General features: G+C 64.5%; 21 protein-coding genes. 11 read left to right on the top strand and 10 right to left on the bottom strand.

Annotated features, from left to right (window positions below):
* Positions 1-89 precede the first annotated feature (89 nt).
* Positions 90-677, bottom strand: coding sequence for an LOG family protein (locus G7Z99_RS13575; protein WP_181094605.1), 588 nt, complete (start codon positions 675-677; stop codon positions 90-92).
* A 332-nt stretch (positions 678-1,009) separates the two neighbouring features.
* Between G7Z99_RS13575 and azu the strand changes: the two genes are divergently transcribed.
* Complete coding sequence (azu, locus tag G7Z99_RS13580) at positions 1,010-1,459, top strand: azurin (protein WP_181094607.1); 450 nt, start codon at positions 1,010-1,012, stop codon at positions 1,457-1,459.
* Between the two features lie 58 nt (positions 1,460-1,517).
* On the opposite strand, the gene nadE is transcribed toward azu, so the two are convergent.
* Positions 1,518-2,345, bottom strand: a complete 828-nt coding sequence (nadE, locus tag G7Z99_RS13585; protein WP_181094609.1) for an ammonia-dependent NAD(+) synthetase — start codon at positions 2,343-2,345, stop codon at positions 1,518-1,520.
* 3 nt (positions 2,346-2,348) lie between these two features.
* Positions 2,349-3,554 (bottom strand): nicotinate phosphoribosyltransferase, encoded by a 1,206-nt coding sequence (pncB, locus tag G7Z99_RS13590; protein WP_181094612.1) that lies wholly within the window; start codon positions 3,552-3,554, stop codon positions 2,349-2,351.
* 459 nt (positions 3,555-4,013) lie between these two features.
* Between pncB and G7Z99_RS13595 the strand changes: the two genes are divergently transcribed.
* The 6 genes from G7Z99_RS13595 to G7Z99_RS13620 all read left to right on the top strand — a co-directional run bounded on the left by G7Z99_RS13595 (position 4,014) and on the right by G7Z99_RS13620 (position 10,480).
* Positions 4,014-5,150 (top strand): branched-chain amino acid ABC transporter substrate-binding protein, encoded by a 1,137-nt coding sequence (locus G7Z99_RS13595; protein ID WP_181094614.1) that lies wholly within the window; start codon positions 4,014-4,016, stop codon positions 5,148-5,150.
* A gap of 148 nt (positions 5,151-5,298) precedes the next feature.
* Positions 5,299-6,213 carry an ABC transporter permease subunit gene (locus G7Z99_RS13600; RefSeq protein WP_181094616.1) on the top strand — a complete coding sequence of 305 codons (915 nt, stop codon included), beginning with the start codon at positions 5,299-5,301 and terminating at the stop codon, positions 6,211-6,213.
* 2 nt (positions 6,214-6,215) lie between these two features.
* Positions 6,216-7,523, top strand: a complete 1,308-nt coding sequence (gene livM, locus G7Z99_RS13605; protein ID WP_181094618.1) for a high-affinity branched-chain amino acid ABC transporter permease LivM — start codon at positions 6,216-6,218, stop codon at positions 7,521-7,523.
* Positions 7,520-8,395 carry an ATP-binding cassette domain-containing protein gene (locus G7Z99_RS13610; protein ID WP_181094620.1) on the top strand — a complete coding sequence of 292 codons (876 nt, stop codon included), beginning with the start codon at positions 7,520-7,522 and terminating at the stop codon, positions 8,393-8,395. Before livM ends, G7Z99_RS13610 begins: the two co-directional genes overlap by 4 nt.
* A complete protein-coding gene (locus G7Z99_RS13615; protein ID WP_181094622.1) occupies positions 8,392-9,108 on the top strand; it encodes an ABC transporter ATP-binding protein in 717 nt (238 codons plus the stop codon). The genes G7Z99_RS13610 and G7Z99_RS13615 overlap by 4 nt, the downstream gene beginning before the upstream one ends.
* A gap of 604 nt (positions 9,109-9,712) precedes the next feature.
* The gene (locus G7Z99_RS13620; protein ID WP_181094624.1) at positions 9,713-10,480 is read left to right on the top strand and encodes an SDR family oxidoreductase; all 768 of its coding nucleotides are present in this window, start codon (positions 9,713-9,715) and stop codon (positions 10,478-10,480) included.
* 77 nt (positions 10,481-10,557) lie between these two features.
* On the opposite strand, the gene G7Z99_RS13625 is transcribed toward G7Z99_RS13620, so the two are convergent.
* From G7Z99_RS13625 to G7Z99_RS13640, 4 genes are all read right to left on the bottom strand, one after another.
* Positions 10,558-10,812 (bottom strand): hypothetical protein, encoded by a 255-nt coding sequence (locus G7Z99_RS13625; protein WP_181094626.1) that lies wholly within the window; start codon positions 10,810-10,812, stop codon positions 10,558-10,560.
* A 74-nt stretch (positions 10,813-10,886) separates the two neighbouring features.
* On the bottom strand, positions 10,887-11,996 hold the full coding sequence (locus G7Z99_RS13630) for an AGE family epimerase/isomerase (protein WP_375139158.1): 1,110 nt from the start codon (positions 11,994-11,996) through the stop codon (positions 10,887-10,889).
* Between the two features lie 60 nt (positions 11,997-12,056).
* Positions 12,057-12,689, bottom strand: a complete 633-nt coding sequence (locus G7Z99_RS13635; protein WP_181094630.1) for a TetR family transcriptional regulator — start codon at positions 12,687-12,689, stop codon at positions 12,057-12,059.
* Positions 12,690-12,792: 103 nt separating this feature from the next.
* The gene (locus G7Z99_RS13640; RefSeq protein WP_181094632.1) at positions 12,793-13,101 is read right to left on the bottom strand and encodes a hypothetical protein; all 309 of its coding nucleotides are present in this window, start codon (positions 13,099-13,101) and stop codon (positions 12,793-12,795) included.
* Between the two features lie 322 nt (positions 13,102-13,423).
* Between G7Z99_RS13640 and G7Z99_RS13645 the strand changes: the two genes are divergently transcribed.
* Complete coding sequence (locus tag G7Z99_RS13645; RefSeq protein ID WP_181094634.1) at positions 13,424-15,463, top strand: AsmA family protein; 2,040 nt, start codon at positions 13,424-13,426, stop codon at positions 15,461-15,463.
* A 516-nt stretch (positions 15,464-15,979) separates the two neighbouring features.
* Here G7Z99_RS13645 and G7Z99_RS13650 read toward each other — a convergent pair.
* Entirely contained in the window at positions 15,980-16,285 is a 306-nt protein-coding gene (locus tag G7Z99_RS13650; RefSeq protein WP_181094636.1) for a chaperone modulator CbpM, read from the bottom strand.
* Positions 16,286-16,287: 2 nt separating this feature from the next.
* Positions 16,288-17,238: a curved DNA-binding protein gene (cbpA, locus tag G7Z99_RS13655; RefSeq protein ID WP_181094638.1), complete on the bottom strand. Its 951-nt coding sequence runs from the start codon at positions 17,236-17,238 to the stop codon at positions 16,288-16,290.
* A gap of 164 nt (positions 17,239-17,402) precedes the next feature.
* Here cbpA and G7Z99_RS13660 point away from each other — a divergent pair, with 164 nt between their 5' ends.
* Positions 17,403-18,668, top strand: a complete 1,266-nt coding sequence (locus tag G7Z99_RS13660; protein WP_181094640.1) for an Hsp70 family protein — start codon at positions 17,403-17,405, stop codon at positions 18,666-18,668.
* Between the two features lie 109 nt (positions 18,669-18,777).
* Here the strand turns inward: G7Z99_RS13660 and G7Z99_RS13665 are convergent, their stop codons facing one another.
* Complete coding sequence (locus G7Z99_RS13665; protein WP_181094642.1) at positions 18,778-19,785, bottom strand: AI-2E family transporter; 1,008 nt, start codon at positions 19,783-19,785, stop codon at positions 18,778-18,780.
* Between the two features lie 181 nt (positions 19,786-19,966).
* On the opposite strand from G7Z99_RS13665, the gene osmE reads away from it, so the two are divergent.
* The gene (gene osmE, locus G7Z99_RS13670) at positions 19,967-20,308 is read left to right on the top strand and encodes an osmotically-inducible lipoprotein OsmE (RefSeq protein ID WP_181094644.1); all 342 of its coding nucleotides are present in this window, start codon (positions 19,967-19,969) and stop codon (positions 20,306-20,308) included.
* Positions 20,309-20,356: 48 nt separating this feature from the next.
* Positions 20,357-20,887: a ferritin-like domain-containing protein gene (locus G7Z99_RS13675; protein WP_181094646.1), complete on the top strand. Its 531-nt coding sequence runs from the start codon at positions 20,357-20,359 to the stop codon at positions 20,885-20,887.
* The last annotated feature ends 201 nt before the right edge of the window (positions 20,888-21,088 follow it).

Below are 21,088 nucleotides of genomic sequence, written 5' to 3' on the forward strand. Positions count from 1 at the left end.
GGTCTGGGTGGGAGCTGGCTTGCCAGCGATGGGGCCCGCAAAAGCTGTAATATCAGTGGCGCTGCACCCTGAGCGCCCCTGTTCCAGGCTTACCCCGGGTTGCTTTCCACCCACTTGGGCACCACCGGTGTCTCCATCCGTGCCATGCCTTCCAGCAACGCCCCCGCCTCGCTGCCCAGCAGCAGCATCGCCCGATGCTGAGGCCGCACGAACCCCTCGTCGACGATGTGATCGAGGAAGCTGCCCAGCTTCTCGTAGAACCCGTTCACGTCCAGCAGGCCCAGCGGCTTGGCGTGATAGCCCAGTTGCCCCCAGGTCCAGACCTCGAACAGTTCCTCCAGCGTGCCCAGTCCGCCCGGCAGGGCGATGAACGCATCGCTCAGCTCGGCCATGCGGGCCTTGCGCGCGTGCATGCCGTCCACCACTTCCAGACGGGTTAACCCCGTGTGACCGACCTCGGCGTCCTTGAGGCTTTGTGGAATGATGCCGATGACCTCGCCACCGGCGGCCAGCGCCGCATCGGCGACGATGCCCATCAAGCCCACGCCGCCGCCGCCGTAGACCAGGGTCAACCCGCGCTCGGCCAGGGTTCGACCGAGGGCGATCGCAGCGTCACGGTAGAGGGGATTGGCGCCAGTGCTGGCGCCGCAGAAGACACACACGGAACGTAGGGACATCGATCATCTCCAGTGAAAAGCTGGCCACAGGGTAAGGCGCCGAGCCGTTCACGGCCAGACCGATCACTCGGGACGGGCGAATTCGCAGGCCGGTGCGCCGGTGGCCCCGCATGCATAGGCTGCCAGGAAACCTTTCATGAACTGTGTGAACGACATGCTGACGACTCCTGAATGAACGATTGTTCAATCGTCCCTCAAAGGGGCAAGATGCGCTCCAAGATTTTCTGTATGCCGTCCATGCAGGGTTTCAACCGATCGACTGTCGTGCCGCTCCCCCTTGGCATGGATCGGTGAGCCACGTGAGTCGGCCATCCTTGCCAAGGAGAGTCACGATGTTTCTCAAAGCGGTCGCGGTATCCCTGTTCACGCTGGCCAGTGCCAGCGCCTTCGCCGCCGAATGTGCGGTCACGGTCGAATCGACCGATCAGATGGCCTACACCACCCAATCGTTCACCGTCGACAAGGGCTGCAAGGCGTTCACGGTCACGCTCACCCACTCGGGCAACCTGCCGAAGAACGTGATGGGCCACAACCTGGTGATCAGCAAGACGGAAGATGCCCAGTCCATCGCCAACGAAGGCATGAGCCAGGGCCTGGACAAGGAATACCTGAAGGCCGACGACCCACGCATCATCGCCTACACCAAGATGATCGGCGCGCCCGAGAAGCAGGACACCATCACCCTCGACCTGTCCAGGCTGGAGGCCGGTGGCGATTACACGTTCTTCTGCACCTTCCCTGGGCACATGGCCTTGATGAAGGGCAAGGTCGTCGTCAAGTGACACACGCGTGAAGCCTGCCGGGAGCGGATGACGATCATCCTGCTCCCGAAGGGCTGGGTCACGGCGCGAACGGCAGTTCGCGCTTGTGCTGCGTCTTGCGGTAGGCCGACAGGATGACCTCGGCGGCAGCGTCGCTCACCGGCTTGCCGTGCAGGAAGTCGTCGATCTCGGCGTAGGTCACCCCGTGGGCCGCTTCGTCCGGCTTGCCGGGTTCCAGGTCTTCGAGGTCCGCGGTCGGCACCTTCTCGACCAGGTTCGCCGGGGCTCCCATGACGCGGGCCATGGCGCGCACCTGACGCTTCACCAGGCCGCTGAGCGGTGCCAGGTCGCACGCGCCGTCGCCGAACTTGGTGTAGAAGCCCATCACCGCTTCGGCCGCGTGGTCGGTACCGATCACCAGCCCCTGGCAGGCGCCCGCGATGGTGTACTGGGCCACCATGCGCATACGTGCCTTGGTGTTGCCGACCACGAAGTCCTTGGTACCCGCCGAGCGGTCGTCCAGGGCTTTCACGTTGGCGACCAGTGCGCGCACGGCTGGCGCGATGTCCACCGTCTGCACCTCGTCAGGCTTGATCACGTCCAGGCAGGCCTGGGCATCGTGCTCGTCCTGTTGCACGTGGTAGGGCAGGCGCACGGCGATGAAGCGGTACGCCGCATCACCGGTCTCCTCGCGCAGCTCACGCACCGCACGCTGCGCCAGCAGCGCACCGGTCAGCGAGTCGACGCCGCCGCTGATGCCAAGGACCAGCGCTTTCAGCCCGGCATTGTCCAGGCACTGCTTGATGAACGCCACACGTCGGGTGATCTCGGCCTCCAGCGCCGCGTCATCGGCGAAGGGCGGCTGGACCTTGAGCTGCTGGATGATCTCCTGCTGGCTGGCTTGCATGGGTTACTCCTTGTTGGGGACTTTGAACACATGGCGCAGGTAGGTGACGAAATTCTCGTCGCGGCACTGCGTCTTGGCGGACTCGTCGGAAATCTTGGCCACCGGCGAGCCGTTGCAGTCGGTCATCTTGACCACGATGCTCATCGGCGTCACGCCCGGGATATCGCAGGTCAGGTTGGTGCCGATGCCGAAGCTCACGTTGATCCGACCGCGCAGGGCACGGAAGATTGCCAGCGAACGTGGCAGGTCGAGCCCGTCGGAGAACACCAGGGTCTTGGTCATCGGGTCGATGCCCAGCTGGCGGTAGTGGGCGATGGCCTTTTCCGCCCAGGCGATCGGGTCGCCCGAATCATGGCGCAGACCGTCGAAGAGCTTGGCGAAGTACAGGTCGAAGTCACGCAGGAACGCGTCCATGGTGACGCAGTCGGTCAGGGCGATGCCCAGCAGGCCGCGGTACTCGCGTACCCAGCAGTCCAGGGCGGCGATCTGGCTGTCGATCAGGCGCGGGCCGAGCTGCTGGTGGGCCATGATCCATTCGTGGGCCATGGTCCCGAGCGGCTTGATCCCGAGCTTCCAGGCCAGGTCGACGTTGCTGGTGCCGACGAAGCGCGCCGGGAAGTCATCGCGCAGTACCCGCACCACTTCGGCCTGGACCTGGCTGGAAAAGCGCCGCCGCGTGCCGAAGTCGGCCACCTGCAGGGCATCGAGCTCCTCGGCGCTGGCATGCGCCTGCAACCAGTCGAACTTGCGGTACAACTGGTCGCGGGCTTCGCTCAGGCGCATCTGCGGGTGCAGGTGACGATTGCGCACTTCGCTGATGATCGCCAGCAGGGGGACTTCGAACAGGATCACGTGCAGCCAGGGCCCACGCAGGCGCAGGAACAGCTGATCGTGCTCGATGCCGATGCGCACGTAGCGCAGGTTGAAGCGAAACAGGCCCAGAAAGCGCAGGAAGTCCGGCTTGAGGAAGCTGATGCGCTCCAGGAAAGTCAGCTGGCCTTCGTCGAGGGTGAGGTCGGCCAGCCGCTCGAGCTGTTGCCGGATGTCCTCCAGATAAGGGCGCAAGTCCTCGCCATTGCGGCAGCGAAACTCCCACTCGACGTCGGCATCCGGGTAGTTGTGCAGGACGCCCTGCATCATGGTCAGCTTGTAGAAATCGGTGTCGAGCAGGTTGTGCACGATGCGCTCGGCGAATGCGCTCTCGCTCATGTAAGGACTCCAAGTCGGCGGCGCCTGCCGAAACGACCAGGCGCGCGGGGTAGCGGTCATTGTGCCCAATGCCGCCGGCTTTAGCGATGCATGAAGCGCCGGGCGTCCACGGGCACCGACCCAGCCAGGCGTCCCCAGCCTCGCAACAGTGCCCGCAGTAGCATTCACGCACCGGCGTTGTGCACTTCGGTGACGCTGGCTGTTACACGACGGGGCAGGTGGTGGCCCGCTCGGGGTTGCAATGATGGCGCGTCACGGTTGCGCCGTCCGTGCACGGAAGGTGGCGACAGGCACGTGCTTGACGGTTGCACGTGCCGTGCGGCCACCTCGCGCGGCTCTCTGGCGTGCGTATCCGCTCCGTATCGCCGGGCGAGCCGGGACGCATGGCACGCCGCTTGCTCATAGCTCGATGCTGAAGTTGCAGTGCCTACCCCATAACAATTCCAGGAGCACTACCTCATGTCGCAGTCGTTCTACAGAAAAGGCGTATTGGCCATTGCCGTAGCGTCGGTGCTGGGTCTTTCATCCTACGCACAGGCCGACCTCAAGATCGGTGTCGCCGGACCCATGACCGGCGCGAACGCAGCGTTCGGCGAGCAATACATGAAGGGCGCACAGGCCGCGGCCGACCAGATCAACGCTGCAGGTGGGGTCAACGGCGAGAAGATCGTGCTGGTCAAGGGGGACGATGCCTGCGAGCCCAAGCAGGCGGTGTCGATCGCCAACCGCCTGGTCGACCAGGACAAGGTCGCCGGCGTGGTCGGCCACTTCTGCTCGTCCTCCACCATCCCGGCGTCGGAGGTCTACGACGAGGCCGGCGTGATCGCCATCACCCCAGGTTCCACCAACCCGCAGGTCACCGAGCGCGGCATGGTGGGCATGTTCCGCATGTGCGGCCGTGACGACCAGCAAGGGGTGGTCGCCGGCAACTACATCGTCGACATCCTCAAGGGCAAGAAGGTCGTGGTGTTGCACGACAAGGACACCTATGGCCAGGGTCTGGCCGACGCGACCAAGGCGCAGCTGGAAAAGCGCGGGGTCAAGCCGGTGCTCTACGAGGGCCTGACCCGTGGCGAGAAGGACTTCAGCGCCGTGGTGACCAAGATCCGGGCTGCCGGTGCCGACGTGGTCTATTTCGGTGGCCTGCACCCGGAAGCCGGCCCGCTGGTGCGGCAGTTGCGTGAGCAGGGGCTCAAGGACGTGGCGTTCATGTCCGACGACGGCATCGTCACCGACGAGCTGGTGGCTACCGCAGGCGGGGCGCAGTACACCAACGGCGTCTACATGACCTTCGGGGCCGACCCGCGCCTGCTGCCCGACAGCAAGGCGGTGGTCGAGCAGTTCCGCAAGGGCGGTACCGAGCCAGAAGGCTACACGCTGTACGCCTACGCCTCGATCCAGGCCCTGGCCGCCGCCTTCAACGGTGCCAAGTCCAACAAGGGCGAAGACGCCGCCGAATGGCTCAAGGCCAACCCGGTCAAGACCGTGATGGGCGAGAAACGCTGGGACAAGAAGGGTGACCTGACCGTCTCCGACTATGTGGTCTACCAGTGGGACGCCAACGGCAAGTATCACCAGCTCGAACAACAACAATAAGAACGATGAGCCGTCCGGGCGGGTGCCGGGGCGGTTTCGCGGTACCCCTCCACATTCGTGAACCCATCAGGTCGTGCAGCGCAAGGTCGTGTTTTCCGCGGCCGTGCGTGCGCCACCGGGTGTGGTCTCGATCAGGTGAGATTGCGTTATGGATGGTATTTTCCTGCAGCAACTGGTCAACGGCCTGACCCTCGGGTCGGTCTATGGCCTGATCGCCATCGGCTACACAATGGTCTATGGCATCATCGGCATGATCAACTTCGCGCACGGCGAGGTGTACATGATCTCCGCGTACCTCGCGGCGATCAGCCTGGCATTGCTGGCCTGGTTCGGCATCGAATCCTTCCCGTTGCTGATGCTCGGCACGTTGCTGTTCACCGTCGTGGTGACCGGCGTCTATGGCTTCACCATCGAGCGCATCGCCTACAAACCCCTGCGCAACTCCACGCGCCTGGCGCCGCTGATCAGCGCCATCGGCATTTCCCTGATCCTGCAGAACTACGCCCAGATCAGCCAGGGTGCCCGCCAGCAGGGCGTCCCGACGCTGCTCGAAGGGGCCTTGCGCATCGACGTGGGCAGCGGGTTCGTGCAGTTGACCTACACCAAGATCTTCATCCTGATCGCCGCCTTCGTCGGCATGGGCGTGCTCACCTACGTGATCAAGTTCACCAAGCTCGGTCGCATGTGCCGGGCGACCCAGCAGGACCGCAAGATGGCCTCGATCCTGGGGATCAACACCGACCGGGTGATCTCCTACGTGTTCGTCATCGGCGCCGTGATGGCTGCGCTCGCCGGGGTGCTGATCACCCTCAACTACGGCACCTTCGACTTCTACGCCGGCTTCATCATCGGCATCAAGGCGTTCACCGCCGCCGTGCTCGGCGGCATCGGTTCGCTGCCCGGTGCCATGCTCGGCGGGATCATCCTGGGGATCTCCGAGTCGCTGTTCTCGGGGTTGATCAACTCCGACTACAAGGACGTGTTCAGCTTCTCGCTGCTGGTGCTGATCCTCATCTTCCGGCCCCAGGGCCTGTTGGGTCGTCCACTGGTGGCCAAGGTATGAACATGACCCCTTCTACGCATTCTGTCGTTTCCGCCCCCACCGCGCCGGCCTTCAGCCTCAAGCGCAGCCTGCTGGAAACCGTGGTGGCCGGCCTGCTGGCACTGATCGTGTTCGGCCCGGTGGTCGGCGTGGTGCTCGATGGCTACAGCTTCAACGCCCATCCGGCGCGCGTCGCCTGGCTGGTCGGTGCGGTGATGCTCGGGCGCTTCGTGCTCAGCCTGTACTTCCAGACCGCCGCCGGGCAGCGCGTGCTGCACGGGTTCGAGCGGGGTGGCTCGGGCGTGCACGTGCTGGCGCCGGACTACAAGTCGCGGCTGCGCTGGATCATCCCGGCGCTGGTGGTGATCGCCATCGTCTTCCCGGTCTTCGCCAACAAGTACCTGCTGACCGTGGTCATCCTCGGGCTGATCTACGTGCTGCTGGGCCTGGGCCTGAACATCGTGGTGGGTCTGGCCGGGCTGCTCGACCTGGGCTACGTCGCCTTCTACGCGATCGGGGCCTATGGCCTGGCACTGGGCTATCAGTACCTGGGCCTGGGCTTCTGGAGCGTGCTGCCGCTGGCGGCCATCGCGGCGGCCTTGGCCGGCTGCGTGCTGGGGTTCCCGGTGCTGCGCATGCACGGCGACTACCTGGCCATCGTCACCCTCGGGTTCGGCGAGATCATCCGCCTGGTGCTGAACAACTGGCTGTCGTTCACCGGTGGCCCCAACGGCATGCCGGCGCCGTCGCCGACCTTCTTCGGCCTGGAGTTCGGGCGACGGGCCAAGGACGGTGGCGTGCCGTTCCACGAGTTCTTCGGCATCGACTACAACCCCAACCTGAAATTCCTGTTCATCTACGCCGTGCTGTTCATCGTCGTGCTGGCGGTGCTCTACATCAAGCACCGGCTGACGCGCATGCCCATCGGCCGGGCCTGGGAGGCATTGCGCGAGGACGAGATCGCCTGCCGCTCGATGGGGCTCAACCATGTGCTGGTGAAGCTTTCGGCGTTCACCCTCGGCGCCTCCACGGCCGGGCTGGCCGGGGTGTTCTTCGCCACCTACCAGGGCTTCGTCAACCCGTCGTCCTTCACCTTCTTCGAGTCGGCGCTGATCCTGGCCATCGTGGTGCTGGGCGGCATGGGCTCGACGGTCGGCGTGGTGATCGCTGCCTTCGTGCTGACCGTGGCGCCCGAGCTGCTGCGCAGTTTCTCCGAATACCGGGTGCTGCTGTTCGGCGTGCTGATGGTGTTGATGATGATCTGGCGTCCGCGTGGGCTGATCCGTATCAGCCGTGCTGGCGTGGTCCCGCGTAAAGGAGTGGCGCCATGAGCGATGAAGTCGTGTTGTCGGTCGACAACCTGATGATGCAGTTCGGCGGTATCAAGGCGCTCAGCGACGTCAGCCTGAAGGTCAGGCGCAACCAGATCTTCGCGCTGATCGGCCCCAACGGCGCTGGCAAGACCACCGTGTTCAACTGCCTGACCGGCTTCTACAAGGCCAGTGGCGGGCGCATCGAACTGAACCTGCGCGGTGCTCGCACCGACATCATCCAGCTGCTGGGCGAGCGCTTCGAGGCGACGGACTTCTTCTCGCCCGCACGCTTCGCCAACCGGGTGTACTACAAGATGTTCGGCGGCACCCACCTGGTCAACCGTGCAGGCCTGGCGCGCACCTTCCAGAACATCCGCCTGTTCCGGGAAATGTCGGTGGTGGAGAACCTGCTGGTGGCCCAGCACATGTGGGTCAACCGCAACCTGCTGGCCGGCGTGCTCAATACGCCAGGCTACCGGCAATCCGAGAGCGAGGCGCTCGACCATGCCTTCTACTGGCTGGAAGTGGTCGACCTGGTCGACTGCGCCAACCGCCTGGCCGGTGAACTGTCCTACGGCCAGCAACGGCGGCTGGAGATCGCCCGGGCCATGTGCACGCGGCCCGGCATCATCTGCCTGGACGAGCCGGCCGCCGGCCTCAACCCCCAGGAAACCGAGGCCCTGAGCCGGATGATCCGGGTGCTGCGCGACGAGCACGACATCACCGTCGTGCTGATCGAGCACGACATGGGCATGGTCATGAGCATTTCCGACCACATCGTCGTGCTCGACCACGGCAACGTCATCGCCGAGGGCGCCCCCCAGGACATCCGCAACAACCCCACGGTGATCGCCGCCTACCTGGGCGCTGACGAAGAGGAACTGGCATGAGCGGAGCGATTCTCGAACTGCGCGACCTGGACGTGTTCTACGGGCCGATCCAGGCATTGCGCAAGGTGTCGATGCACATCGACAAAGGCGAGACCGTCAGCCTGATCGGTGCCAACGGCGCGGGCAAGTCGACGCTGCTGATGTCGATCTTCGGCCAGCCGCGCGCCGCCTCGGGTCAGATCCTTTACGAAGGCACCGACATCACGCGCAAGACGCCGCACTACATCGCCTCCAACGGCATCGCCCAATCCCCGGAAGGGCGGCGGGTGTTCCCGGACATGACGGTCGAGGAAAACCTGATGATGGGCACCATCCCCATCGGCGACAAGCACGCCGATGCGGACATGCAGCGCATGTACGCGTTGTTTCCACGGCTCAAGGAGCGGCGCACGCAACGGGCGATGACCATGTCCGGTGGCGAGCAGCAGATGCTCGCCATCGCCCGCGCGCTGATGAGTCGGCCGCGCCTGTTGCTGCTCGACGAACCGTCGTTGGGGTTGGCGCCGATCGTGGTCAAGCAGATCTTCGCGACCTTGCGCGAGCTGGCCCAGGAGGGCATGACCATCTTCCTGGTGGAACAGAACGCCAACCATGCGCTCAAGCTCTCGGACCGTGCCTACGTGATGGTCAACGGGCAGATCCGCATGACCGGCACGGGGCAGGAGCTGCTGGCCAACGATGAAGTGCGCAACGCCTACCTGGGCGGGCACTGACCGCCTTGGATGAACGGTGTTTCGGTCGGGTTCGGCGAGCGAGGGGGGCACCGTGTGGACAACGTGTCGCATGTGGCGGGCATTGACAGGCGCCTCAGCGCCACGTGCAAGTGATGTACGTGGCGACACGTTGTGCACGGTTCGTGTGGAACCGGCTGTGGATAAGATGGGTGCAATCCTCTGGAGGCCATGCCTGACATGGCCTGCAGAGCTTTGTTCGTTTTTTGATCAAAAACGACAGGACGATGAGAAGTTCGTGCAAGGCGTGCCCACGCCATGCGTCTCACTGTGTGGAAACTCTGTGCATAAGTCTGTGGAAAAAGCCGGGATAGCGCCTCGTCTGCCTGCTTGAAGCTGTTGAGTCTTCACGTTTTCCAAGTGTTCACCGTTGCACCCAGGCCTGATCCTGAAAACGAGCGTTTTGCCCCCAGCCTGTGGGGAAAGGCTTGTGGATAAGGTGCGCATAATCCGCTGGCGGCCTTGTCCGCCGTGGCCTGCAGAGGTTTGATCATTTTTTGATCAGTGGCAGGTGGCTTGCCGAGAGCTTTCCATCGGGGCATGCTTCGGCCCCTGTCACACGCCCGTATCGATCAAGGAGAACAGCATGACGTCCACCGTATTCATCACCGGCGCCACCTCCGGCTTTGGCGAAGCGACTGCCCGGCGATTCGCCGAAGCCGGCTGGTCGCTGGTTCTGACGGGGCGCCGCAAGGAGCGACTGGACGCACTGTGCGCCGAGCTGTCGGCCAAGACCCAGGTGCATGGGCTGGTCGTCGATGTCCGCGACCGCCAGGCCATGGAGCAGGCGATCGCCGACCTGCCTCCGGCATTCGCGACCTTGCGCGCCCTGGTCAACAACGCCGGCCTGGCCCTGGGCGTCGAACCGGCCCAGGCCTGCAACCTGGACGACTGGGAGACCATGGTCGATACCAACATCAAAGGCCTGATCTACACCACCCGCCTGCTGCTGCCCCGCCTGATCGCCCATGGGCGCGGCGCCAGCATCCTCAACGTGGGCTCGGTGGCAGGCAACTACCCGTACCCAGGCAGCAACGTGTATGGCGGTACCAAGGCATTCGTCGGCCAGTTTTCGCTGAGCCTGCGTTGCGACCTGCGCGGGACCGGCGTGCGTGTGAGCAATATCGAGCCGGGCCTCTGCGAGAGCGAGTTCTCGCTGGTGCGCTTCGGCGGTGACCAGGCCAGGTACGATGCGACCTACGCCGGTGCCGAGCCAATCCAGCCGCAGGACATTGCCGAGACCATCTTCTGGATCCTCAACCAGCCGGCGCACATCAACATCAACAGCCTGGAGCTGATGCCGGTGAGCCAGGACTGGGCAGGGTTCTCCATCGATCGTTCGGTCAAAGGCTGATCCAAGGGCCCATTCGCGGGTTCTCCCGCGAATGCATTAGCCCAGCCGCGGCAGGCCTTGCGAATCGCCCACAGACGCTATTGAGGAATTTTCTTCAGGTAAGTAGCGTTTGTTTCTAGCAGGTCCAAGCGCTGCAACACATCGTTGATGGCGTCGTGCAACCCGAGGTCTTCCCGGGTTGCAGTGCCGTCTACCACTCGACGAAGGCTGAGCAGGAAACCAAGCTTGCCATGGGCAATGTGGTCCAGGTCAGCTTTCTGCTTGTCGACGATCTGCTTGGCTGCCGCGTTGATCTGGGCTTCGAGAAAACTCTTGAACGCTGCTCTGTCCATGCTGACGCCTCCAATGAGTGAGGCCTTGAATCTAGCAACGCCTTGATCTCGTCGAAACTGATAAAAATGTCAGGTCAGGTGGCGCTGAGGAGACCTTGCAGGCAAGTCGCCAAATGGTAGGGCGTGGTCGACGGCATATCATGCCGACTGACATTGCCTTCTCCATCCCGACATTCATACCAGCCCGCCTCACGCAGGAACCGCGCCTCCAGCACCTGCAACTGCCCAGCCAGCTTCGCCTCGCCGCCCGCACGCAGCACCAGCGCCCGCAGGTATTCCGCCTGCGCCCAGATCCGCTGGGTGGCATCCAGTGCCTGGCCATCCACAGCCAGCATTGCCAGCACCGCCCCATCCTTCACCCCGTACTGCTCGGCAAAGCCGAACGCCCGGTCGATGGACGCATGCAGCGGCGTGTCACGCAGCAGCGGCGAGGTGTCGAGCAGGAAAAACCATTCGAATTGATGCCCCGGCTCGAACCAGTTATCCGCTGCGCCCCGTGGAAGCTCCAGCATCACGCCTGTGTCGGGGTCCACGAAGTCGCGCTGCAGGGCATCGCACAGCCCGGTCAGCGCGTGCTGTACGGCCTCGTCCGGCCTGACGGCCAATGTCTGCAGGAAGGCTTCGGCCAAGTGCATCTGCGGGTTCTGCAGAGGGCCGCTGCCCAGGTCCGACCAATCCTCGCCCAGGCTGGCCTCGTACAGGCCATCGCCACGGGCGAAGCGCTCGGCAACGACGCTCAACGCCCCTTCCAGTGTGGACTCGACCAAGCGTTCGCCCACCTGCCCCCAGTAATGCGCGCAGGCGAACACGATGAACGCGTGGGTGTAGAGATCCTTGCGTCGATCCAACGGCTGGCCTTGCGCATCGATGCTGTAGAACCAGCCACCGTGCTCGGCATCGTGAAAGTGCGTGCGCAACGAACGGAACAAGGTCGCGGCACGCGCCGCAGCGCCGGGCTCGCCCAGGCGGCTGCTGAACAGGTACAACTGACGCGCGCAGGCCATGGCACGGTAGCGCACCACGGGCAAGGGACGGTGCTCGGCGTCCAGGGCTTCGTAGGGCAAGGCCATGTCCGCATTCCATCCGGGACCTTGCCACAACGGCACAAGGATATCGTCAAGGTGATGCCTGAAGCGGCGCAGACGGGCATCGAAGTCGGACAGGGCAGATGAGGGCGTGGACATGAAAGCGCTCAGGACGGTCGGGCGGTGCGCCATGGTAGCAGAATCGACCGCCGCGCGGCCTCAGCCTGGGTAGCCCAGGCCCTGCCAGTGACGCGCCCCGACGAAGATGAAGCGCAGCTGCTGGATGATCTTTTCCTGCGCGCTCAAGGGCTCCGGCCACTCGGCGTCCGGGGTGTCGATCAGCTCGGGCAGGGTGGCGAATACGGTCTTGACCACCAGGTCGGCCATGACCGCCAGGGCGGGCGCATCCAGGTGTTGCCAGCGTGGCATGCGCGCCAGGTCGGTGGCCAGGTCCGAACTGATGCCATGGCGCAGCCGGGCGATGGCCTGGCGCACGACCTGCGAACCGCCATATTGCTCGCGGGCCAGGAACAGGAACTGGGCACGGTGGGCTGCGACCACGTCGAGGAAGATCCGCACCGAGGCATCGGTGATGCCGCCCATTTCCAGCTCGTTCTGCCGCACCAGGCGAATGGTCTGACGGAACGTGGCGTCGATGGTGCCGACCAGGGCCAGGCCCAGGGCGTCCATGTCCGAGAAGTGACGGTAGAAGCCCGTCGGCACGATACCGGCCAGACGCGCCACCTCGCGCAGGCTGAGGCTGCCGAAACCGCGCCCGCTCTCCATCAACTGGCAGGCGGCATCGAGCAAGGCCTGTCGAGTCTGAAGCTTCTGTTCGGCGCGCGGCAGCATGGCGGGCAATCTGTGGCTGGTGTGGAATCGCACTCTAGAGAAAAGCACCGAGCGGGGTCAATGCAGGCTGAATCGATCGTACCTGTGCCTCGAGGCGATGCGCTCACCCAAGATGACCTGCCTTGCGCACGCGTTCGGCGCCACCTTCGGCTACCGCTTCGCTGCGTTCGAGCAAGCGATCGGCACCGCCTTCGGCCAAGGCGGTGTCGCGCTCCAGCAGACGGTCGGCGCCGCCTTCGGCGAGCTGCCCGGCGCGTTCGAGCAACCGGTCGGCGCCGCCTTCGGTGAGGTAGGCCGGGGCCGCGTGCGTCGAGCGCGCTTCGCCGATCGTGGGTTGATCCGGGGCGGGCAGGGCAAGGGCCTGGGTCGACAGCAGGGACAGGCTCAGGCTGAGCAGCAAGAGAGATTTCATGGGGATGCTCCTGATGGGCAAGTGAAAAGGGGAACGAGGCCCATGCTACGCCGCGTGCGCGAGACGAGAAGTTCATCCGGGTGATGGTGATCATCGACGCCGATGATGGTCGCCGAAGGCGCTCTGGAATGCGGTTTTCCAGCCGGTCGGCCTTGAGAAGGCGCAGGCTGCGGGCGAGTTGGACGTCCTGGTGCATTCAAGCGCGACGTAAAAAAATCGCGATATCGTGCCTCGGATAAAACCTGACGGGGTTTCGTCAGTCCGACGTAATACTGTCGCTCTCGTCATCCTCGGCTTGCGCCGCTCTCAGGAGAACTTCGCAATGACGCGCCCTGCTCGAATCATCGCCTGGACCCTCGCCAGCCTCGTCGCATTGCTGGCGGTGCTGGTGGTGATCATTGCCACTTTCGACTGGAATCGGGTCAAGCCGATGCTCAACGAGAAGGTGTCCGAAGCGCTGCATCGGCCGTTCGCCATCAACGGCAACCTGGCCGTGCGCTGGCAACGCGAACCCGAAGAAGGCGGCTGGCGCGCCTGGGTGCCATGGCCTCGGTTCATCGCCGATGACCTGACCTTGGGCAACCCGGACTGGGCCAAGGAGCCGCGCATGGTCGGCCTGGAACGCGTGGAGTTTCGCCTGTCGCCCCTGCCTCTGCTGGCGCAGCGCATCACCATCCCGCGCATCGACCTGACCAAGCCCGACGCGCAACTGACGCGCCTGGCCGATGGCCGCGCCAACTGGACCTTCGATCTGGGGCCCAAGGATGAGAACGCCGAACCCTCGAGCTGGACGCTGGACATCGGCTCGATCCGCTTCGACCAGGGCAACGTGCGGTATGACGACCAGATGCTCAAGGCGGACGTGAAGGTGCAGATCGACCCTCTAGGCAAGCCGATCCCGTTCAGCGACATCGTCGGCAAGGAGCGTGCGGACAAGGCCGGTGGCGCCCAGGACTACGCGTTCGGGCTGAAGGCCGAAGGGCGCTACAAAGGCCAGCCGGTGTCCGGTACGGGCAAGATCGGCGGGCTGCTGGCCCTGCGTGACAGCGACCAGCCGTTCCCGCTCCAGGCCGACGTGCGAGCCGCTGACACGCGCGTGGTGCTAGCGGGCACCCTGATCGACCCACTCAACCTGGGGGCGCTCGACCTGCGCCTGCGCCTGTCGGGCAAGAGCCTGGGCAACCTGTACCCGCTGACCGGCGTAACGCTGCCAGACACACCGCCTTACTCCACCGACGGTCACCTGACGGCCAACCTGCAGGACAAGCAGGGCATGCGCTTCCGCTATGAGGGGTTCAACGGCAAGATCGGCAACAGCGACATTCACGGCACCCTGGCCTTCGCCGCCGGCAAGCCACGGCCCAAGCTCAGTGGCGAACTGGTGTCGAACCAGCTGCTGTTCGAGGATCTGGCGCCGCTGATCGGCGCCGATTCCAACACTGAGCAGAAGTCCCGCGGTGGCGCCAGCAAGCAGCCGACGGACAAGGTGCTGCCGGTGGAAGAATTCCGTACCGAGCGCTGGCGCGCCATGGATGCCGACGTGAAGTTCACCGGCAAGCGCATCGTGCACAGCAAGGAGCTGCCGTTCAGCGACCTGTCGGCCCATGTGCTGCTCGACGATGGCCTGCTGCGCCTGAACCCGCTGCGTTTCGGTGTCGCCGGGGGCAATCTGGAGTCGCGCATTCGCCTGGACGGGCGCAACGTGCCGCTCCAGGGGCATGCCAAGCTCAGCGCCCGTGGTTTCAAGCTCAAACAGCTGTTCCCGAGCTTCGCACCGATGCAGACCAGCTTCGGTGAACTCAACGGCGATGCCGACCTGCGCGGGCGCGGCAACTCGGTGGCGGCCCTGCTGGGCAGCTCCAATGGTGACCTGCGCCTGCTGATCAACGATGGCGCGATCAGCCGTAGCCTGATGGAGATCGCAGGCCTGAACGTGGGTAACTACCTGGTCGACAAACTGTTCGGCGACGAAGACGTGAAGATCAACTGCGCAGCGGCCGACGTCGGGATCAAGGATGGCCTGGCGAGCACGCGGGTGTTCGTCTTCGACACCGAGAACGCGATCATCTACATCGATGGCAACGTCAACCTGGCCAGCGAGCGCATGGACCTTGAAGTGACCCCGGAATCGAAGGGCTTCCGGCTGTTCTCCCTGCGTTCACCGCTGTACGTGCGCGGGACCTTCGCCAAGCCCAATGCGGGCGTGAAGGCTGTACCACTGGCGCTGCGCGGCGCCGGCATGCTGGCCCTGGGCGCTACCGTCGGCCCGGCAGCCGGGCTGCTGGCCCTGATCGCGCCGGGGGACGACGTGCCGGACCAGTGCCGGCCGCTGCTGGAAAAGATGAAAGCAGGCAAGAAGTGAGGTGAAGGCAGGACAGTGCCTGGATGCCAGCGCAAGGGAAGGGGACAGGTGCGTCTGACCTGGCCTCATCGCTGGCAAGCCAGCTCCCACTGGCCCTTATTTCAAGCAACTACCTGGTATCAGCCCACTGATTGGCCCCCTGTGGGAGCGGGCTTGCCCGCGATGCAGGCGGCGCCTGAACGGGACCTATCGCTGGCAAGCCAGCTTCCACAGGTCTGGTTTCCAAGCGCATACAGATTGGATGATCGCCGTTACCGTAGGCAGCCGTCGTTCGTGTTCTGTGTGATTCACCGATGTGTGGGCTGGTTTCATCCATGGGACCGAAGGGTCCACACGCACAGTTACCATGGTCAAACAGAAGAAACACGGTATTCCTGCCAGCAACGCGCCCGCTACCAGCAACCAGGCGGGTAGCGCCACAAGTGGGGGCTTGCCAGCGATAGCGTCAGCAGGGGCACAGCGTCTCAAGCCGACAGGCCCTAATGGAGCCGACGCCCGAGCAAGGCCATACAGGCTTCACACCTGCGTGAACCGCCCCAACCGCTGTCGCAACCGATCGTTCTCGCTGCGCAACGTGCGCACCTCCTGCAGCAGTTCCAGCGCCAGCGCCACACCTTCCCACTCCAGCTCCAGCTCGTCACGCAATCGGGCCGCGCGGCGGGCCAGGTGCAACGCCTGGTCGTCGAAGCGCCAGTCGTCGGGCGTGCGCCCCGACGGTTCAACGATGCCGTGCTCGACGATTTCGATCACACAGTCGGCCGTCAAGTCGGCTTCCTGGCAGAGGGTACGCATGTCCAGTTGAACGATCAGGGTGCTGCTCATGATCAGCTACTCCATTGAGTCCTCGGGTTGAACGCGGCCTTGTCGGCCAGCTTGCTCCACAGCTCGCGGGTATCGGCGTTGGACTGGCTTGGCATCACCACCTTGAGCTGAGCGTAGAGGTCGCCGCGCCCGCCTTGCTTGTTGACCAGGCCCATGCCCTTGACGCGCAGGCGCTGCCCGGCCTGGCTGTCGGGGCGGATGGTCAGGTTGATCTTGCCGGTCAGGGTCGGGACCGCCACCTTGGTGCCCAGGGCAGCCTCCCACGGCGCCAGGGGTACGGTGATGATCAGGTCGTGGCCCTCGACATCGAACAGCGGGTGCGGCGCCATGCGCAGCGTCAGGTACAGGTCGCCATTGGCGCCGCCGCCGAGGCCGGGTGCGCCCTGGCCCTTGAGGCGAATGCGCTCGCCATCGGTCACCCCGGCCGGGATCTTGATGTTCAAGGTCTTGGTGGTGAAGCCGGTCCGCTGGCCTTGGCCATTGACCTGAGGCACCTGGAAGCTGACCTGCTTGGACTCCTTGCTCAGGGTCTCTTCGAGAAACACCGCCAGTTCCAGTTCCACGTCCTGCCCTCGTCTGCCCGCGCTTTGTTGTGGGCCGCGACCGAAGGGGTTCCCACCGCGTGCGCCGAAGATCGAACTGAAGAAGTCCGAGAAATCACCCTGCTCGAACCCGCTCTCGGCGCCACCTCGGCCCTGCCAGCCGGGCGGTGCCTGGAAGGGGCGGCCGTGCTGGCCACCGTACTTGCGGATCTCGTCGAATTCGGCACGTTTTTCCGGGCTGCCAAGCACTTCGTAGGCCTCGTTGGCCTCCTTGAACTTGTCCTCGGCGTCCCGTTCCTTGCTGACATCGGGGTGGTACTTGCGCGCCAGCTTGCGATAGGCGGCCTTGATCGCCTTGTCGTCTGCCGTCGGCTCCACACCGAGTATCTTGTAATAGTCTTTGAAGTCCATCTAAGGGCTCACCCTCGAAAAATAGGCGTTACTGCTGAAGATAAGGGCCAAGCATAGCCTTTCAAGTTGCCCCGTGGGTGAATCTGGCGCAGACGATCGGTCTTGATTCTCACGTTCACTCGCATACACTGCGCGGCCGTTTTTGCCTCCGGACACCTGCAAGCATGTCAGATCACACCCCGGCCCGCGCCTGCGGCATCGACTTCGGCACCTCGAACTCCACGGTCGGCTGGCATCGACCGGGCGGCGACACCCTGCTCGCGCTGGAGGACGGCAAGATCACCCTGCCGTCGGTGGTGTTCTTCAACCTCGAAGAGCGGCGCCCCGCCTACGGGCGCATGGCCCTGCACGAATACCTGGAAGGCTACGAGGGCCGGCTGATGCGCTCGCTCAAGAGCCTGCTCGGCTCCAAGCTGATCAAGCACGACACCAGCGTGCTGGGCACTGCCCTGCCGTTCAAGGACCTGCTGGGCCTGTTCATCGGTGAACTCAAGCGCCGGGCCGAGGCCACGGCCGAGCGCAGCTTCGACCAGGTGGTGCTCGGGCGTCCGGTGTTCTTCGTCGACGATGACCCGGCGGCCGACCAGGAAGCCGAGGACACCCTGGCCGAGGTCGCCCGCACGCTCGGCTTCAAGGACGTGTCGTTCCAGTTCGAACCGATCGCCGCAGCGTTCGATTACGAGTCGAGCATCGCGCGCGAGGAGTTGGTACTGATCGTCGACATCGGCGGGGGGACCTCGGACTTCTCCCTGGTGCGCCTGGCGCCCGAGCGCCACTCGCTCGACGATCGTCAGGGCGACATCCTGGCCACCGGAGGCGTGCACATCGGCGGTACCGACTTCGACAAGCAGCTCAGCCTGCAAGGGGTGATGCCGTTGTTCGGCTACGGCAGCCGCATGAAGAGCCAGGCCCTGATGCCCACCAGCTACCACCTCAACCTGGCCACCTGGCACACCATCAACGCCCTGTACGCGCAGAAGTCGCAACTGGCGCTGGGCAACATGCGTTACGACATCGAGGATGCCCAGGGCATCGACCGGCTGTTCAAGCTGATCGAGCAGCGCGCCGGTCACTGGCTGGCCATGGAAGTGGAGGCCAGCAAGATCGCCCTGACCGACGAGCCGAGCCGCCGCATCGACCTCGGGCGCGTGGAGCCAGGCCTGGTCGCCGACCTGACCCGTCCGCTGTTCGAACACGCCATCGACGGCCTGCTCGAGCGCGTGCGCGGCAGCGTCACCGACCTGCTGAGCCAGGCAGGCGTGAGCGTCGGTCAGGTCGACACCGTGTTCTTCACCGGCGGTTCCAGCGGCATCCCGGCCCTGCGCCAGAGCGTCGCTGCCATGCTGCCGAACGCCCGCCACGTCGAAGGCAACCGCTTCGGCAGCATCGGCAGCGGCCTGGCCATCGAGGCACGCAAGCGTTACGGCTGAGAGAGGAACGAGGGGCGAGCTACGCGATAGAGCAAGGCAGCGGCACTTCGACGGTCGCCTGTGGCCTGCTCTTGCTTGAAGCGTGTAGCTCGAAGCATGCAGCCCCTGCTCAGACCAACTCGATCCGTCGCAACTCACTCTTGAGGTAGGCGTAATAGATGGGGCCGGCCACCACGCCCGGCAGGCCGAACGCCGCTTCGAAGACCAGCATCGCCAGCAGCAGCTCCCAGGACTTGGCGCGGATCTGGCCGCCGACGATGCGGGCATTGAGGAAGTACTCGACCTTGTGGATGACGATCAGGTAGCCGAGCGCGGCGACCGCCACCCAGATCGACAGCGACAGGCCGACGATGGTGATCAAGGTGTTCGACATCAGGTTGCCGATCACCGGCAGCAGGCCGAGCAGGAAGGTCAGCACGATCAAGGTCTTGGTCAGGGGCAGGTGCACCCCGAATAACGGCAGCACCAGCGCCAGGAAGATCCCGGTGAACGCGGTGTTGAGCAGGGAAATCTTGATCTGCGCGAAGACGATGTTGCGAAACGCCTGGACCAGCAGGTTGAGCCGTTCGAACAGTGCCGCCGCCAGGGGCTTGCGCCGTGACACGTCCGGCAGGCGCTGCAGGGCGACGATGGCGCCCAGGATCATCCCGATCAGCAAGGTGACGAACATGTGCGCCGCGCCCTTGCCCAGCAGTTGCAACTCGCCCATGTGGCTCTTGAACCAGTCGCCGATGGCCACCCGGAACTCCGCCGCGCTGGCAGGCAGGTAGCTGTCGATGAACGGCGGCAGCTGCGCCCGTGCGCGGTCGACCACCACCATGAAACGGTCCAGCGAGGCACCCGGGTTCTCGGCCTCGTGCAGCACGAAGCTGATCGCACCGGCGAACAGTAACGCCAGGCTGGTGACCACCAGCGTGCCCAGCAGGGCCACTGCCAGCCAGCGTGCCCGCTGACCGGCGATCAGCGGCTGCAGCCGCGGCGTCAGCATGTTGACCAGTTCGAACACCAACAAGCCTGCCAACAGGCTTGGCAGCAGCTTCAACGGCAGCGCCAGCAACAGGCCGGCTCCCACGATGATCCAGCTGGCCTGGGTGATCTGACGTGGGGTGAAGGTCATACGGCCTCGCTGTGGGCGGCGAAAAGGCAGCAGTCTGCCAGCCTTCAGCCATCAGGCATAGCGTCTTGCGCCAAGGTGTTTCAGGGTTTTTCAAACTACCGGCCCAATGCTGGCCATCGCGATCGAACTCCTGGCGCGTGCTGCGGTTCCAAACCACACAGACCTGAACAAGGACCGGACCATGTACAAGCAGACCCTGGCAATCCTTCTGACCGGCATGACCTTGGCCGCCTGCAGCAGCCGCCCGGAAAACCCGGTGGACTACGTCACCTACCGTGACCAGCCCCTGGTCAAGCAGGTGGAAAACGGCATGACCATGCAGCGCGTCATCGCCATCGGCGGCAGCCCGTCCTTCGTCAGCGACCTGCCCAACGGCGGCACCTGCAACGACTACATCCTGAATCACGAAGGCCAGCAGCAGCCGTACTACGTGCGCTTCGACGCCACCGGCCACGTGGATGCCAAGGGCTTCAAGACCTGCAAGGAACGCGAGCAAGACCGCAGAGCGACCCCAGGTGCCTGAGCCTGCAAGTCGCCGCGAGCACCCTGACCTGATTTCCTGGAGATAACGATGAGCAACGCTGAACTGACCGACATCCAAGTCCTGCGCGAACGCGCCCGCCAGCACGTGGAAAACGGCGCCGTCACCGAGGGCTACTCGGCCGACCGCGAAGAGATCCTGCGCCTGTTGAACGAGTCGCTGGCCACCGAGCTGGTCTGCACGCTGCGCTACAAGCGCCATTACTTCATGGCCAGCGGCATCAAGGCCAGCATCGCAGCCGAGGAATTCCTCGAGCACGCCAACCAGGAGGCCGAACACGCCGACCGTCTGGCCGAGCGTATCGTGCAGCTGGGCGGCGAGCCTGACTTCAACCCGGACAACCTGAGCCGCAACTCCCACGCCCAGTACGTGGCAGGCAACACCCTGCGCGAGATGGTCCTGGAAGACCTGGTGGCCGAGCGGATCGCCATCGACAGCTACCGCGAGATCATCAAGTACATCGGCGACAAGGACCCGACCACCCGCCGTATCTACGAAGACATCCTGGCCCAGGAAGAAGAGCACGCCGACGACATGTCGGACATTCTCGAAGGGTTGTGAGCGGCGGACTTGGCTGAGCCTGTCGAGTGAGCTATATGTCCGGCGTGGCTAATGCTACGGGCCCCGCGGGCCCGATCGCGGCACAGGGGCCGCTCCTTGTATCTCGACTTTTGCCTCCTTGCAGGCCAAAGTTCTCGACTGATCATCGAGGGAAGGCCATGAAGCAGAGCCGCTCCTAGGGCATCGAGCCCGCATTGTAGA

Source organism: Pseudomonas entomophila, assembly GCF_013523165.1.
In the GTDB taxonomy this organism is placed as follows: Bacteria; Pseudomonadota; Gammaproteobacteria; order Pseudomonadales; family Pseudomonadaceae; genus Aquipseudomonas; species Aquipseudomonas entomophila_A.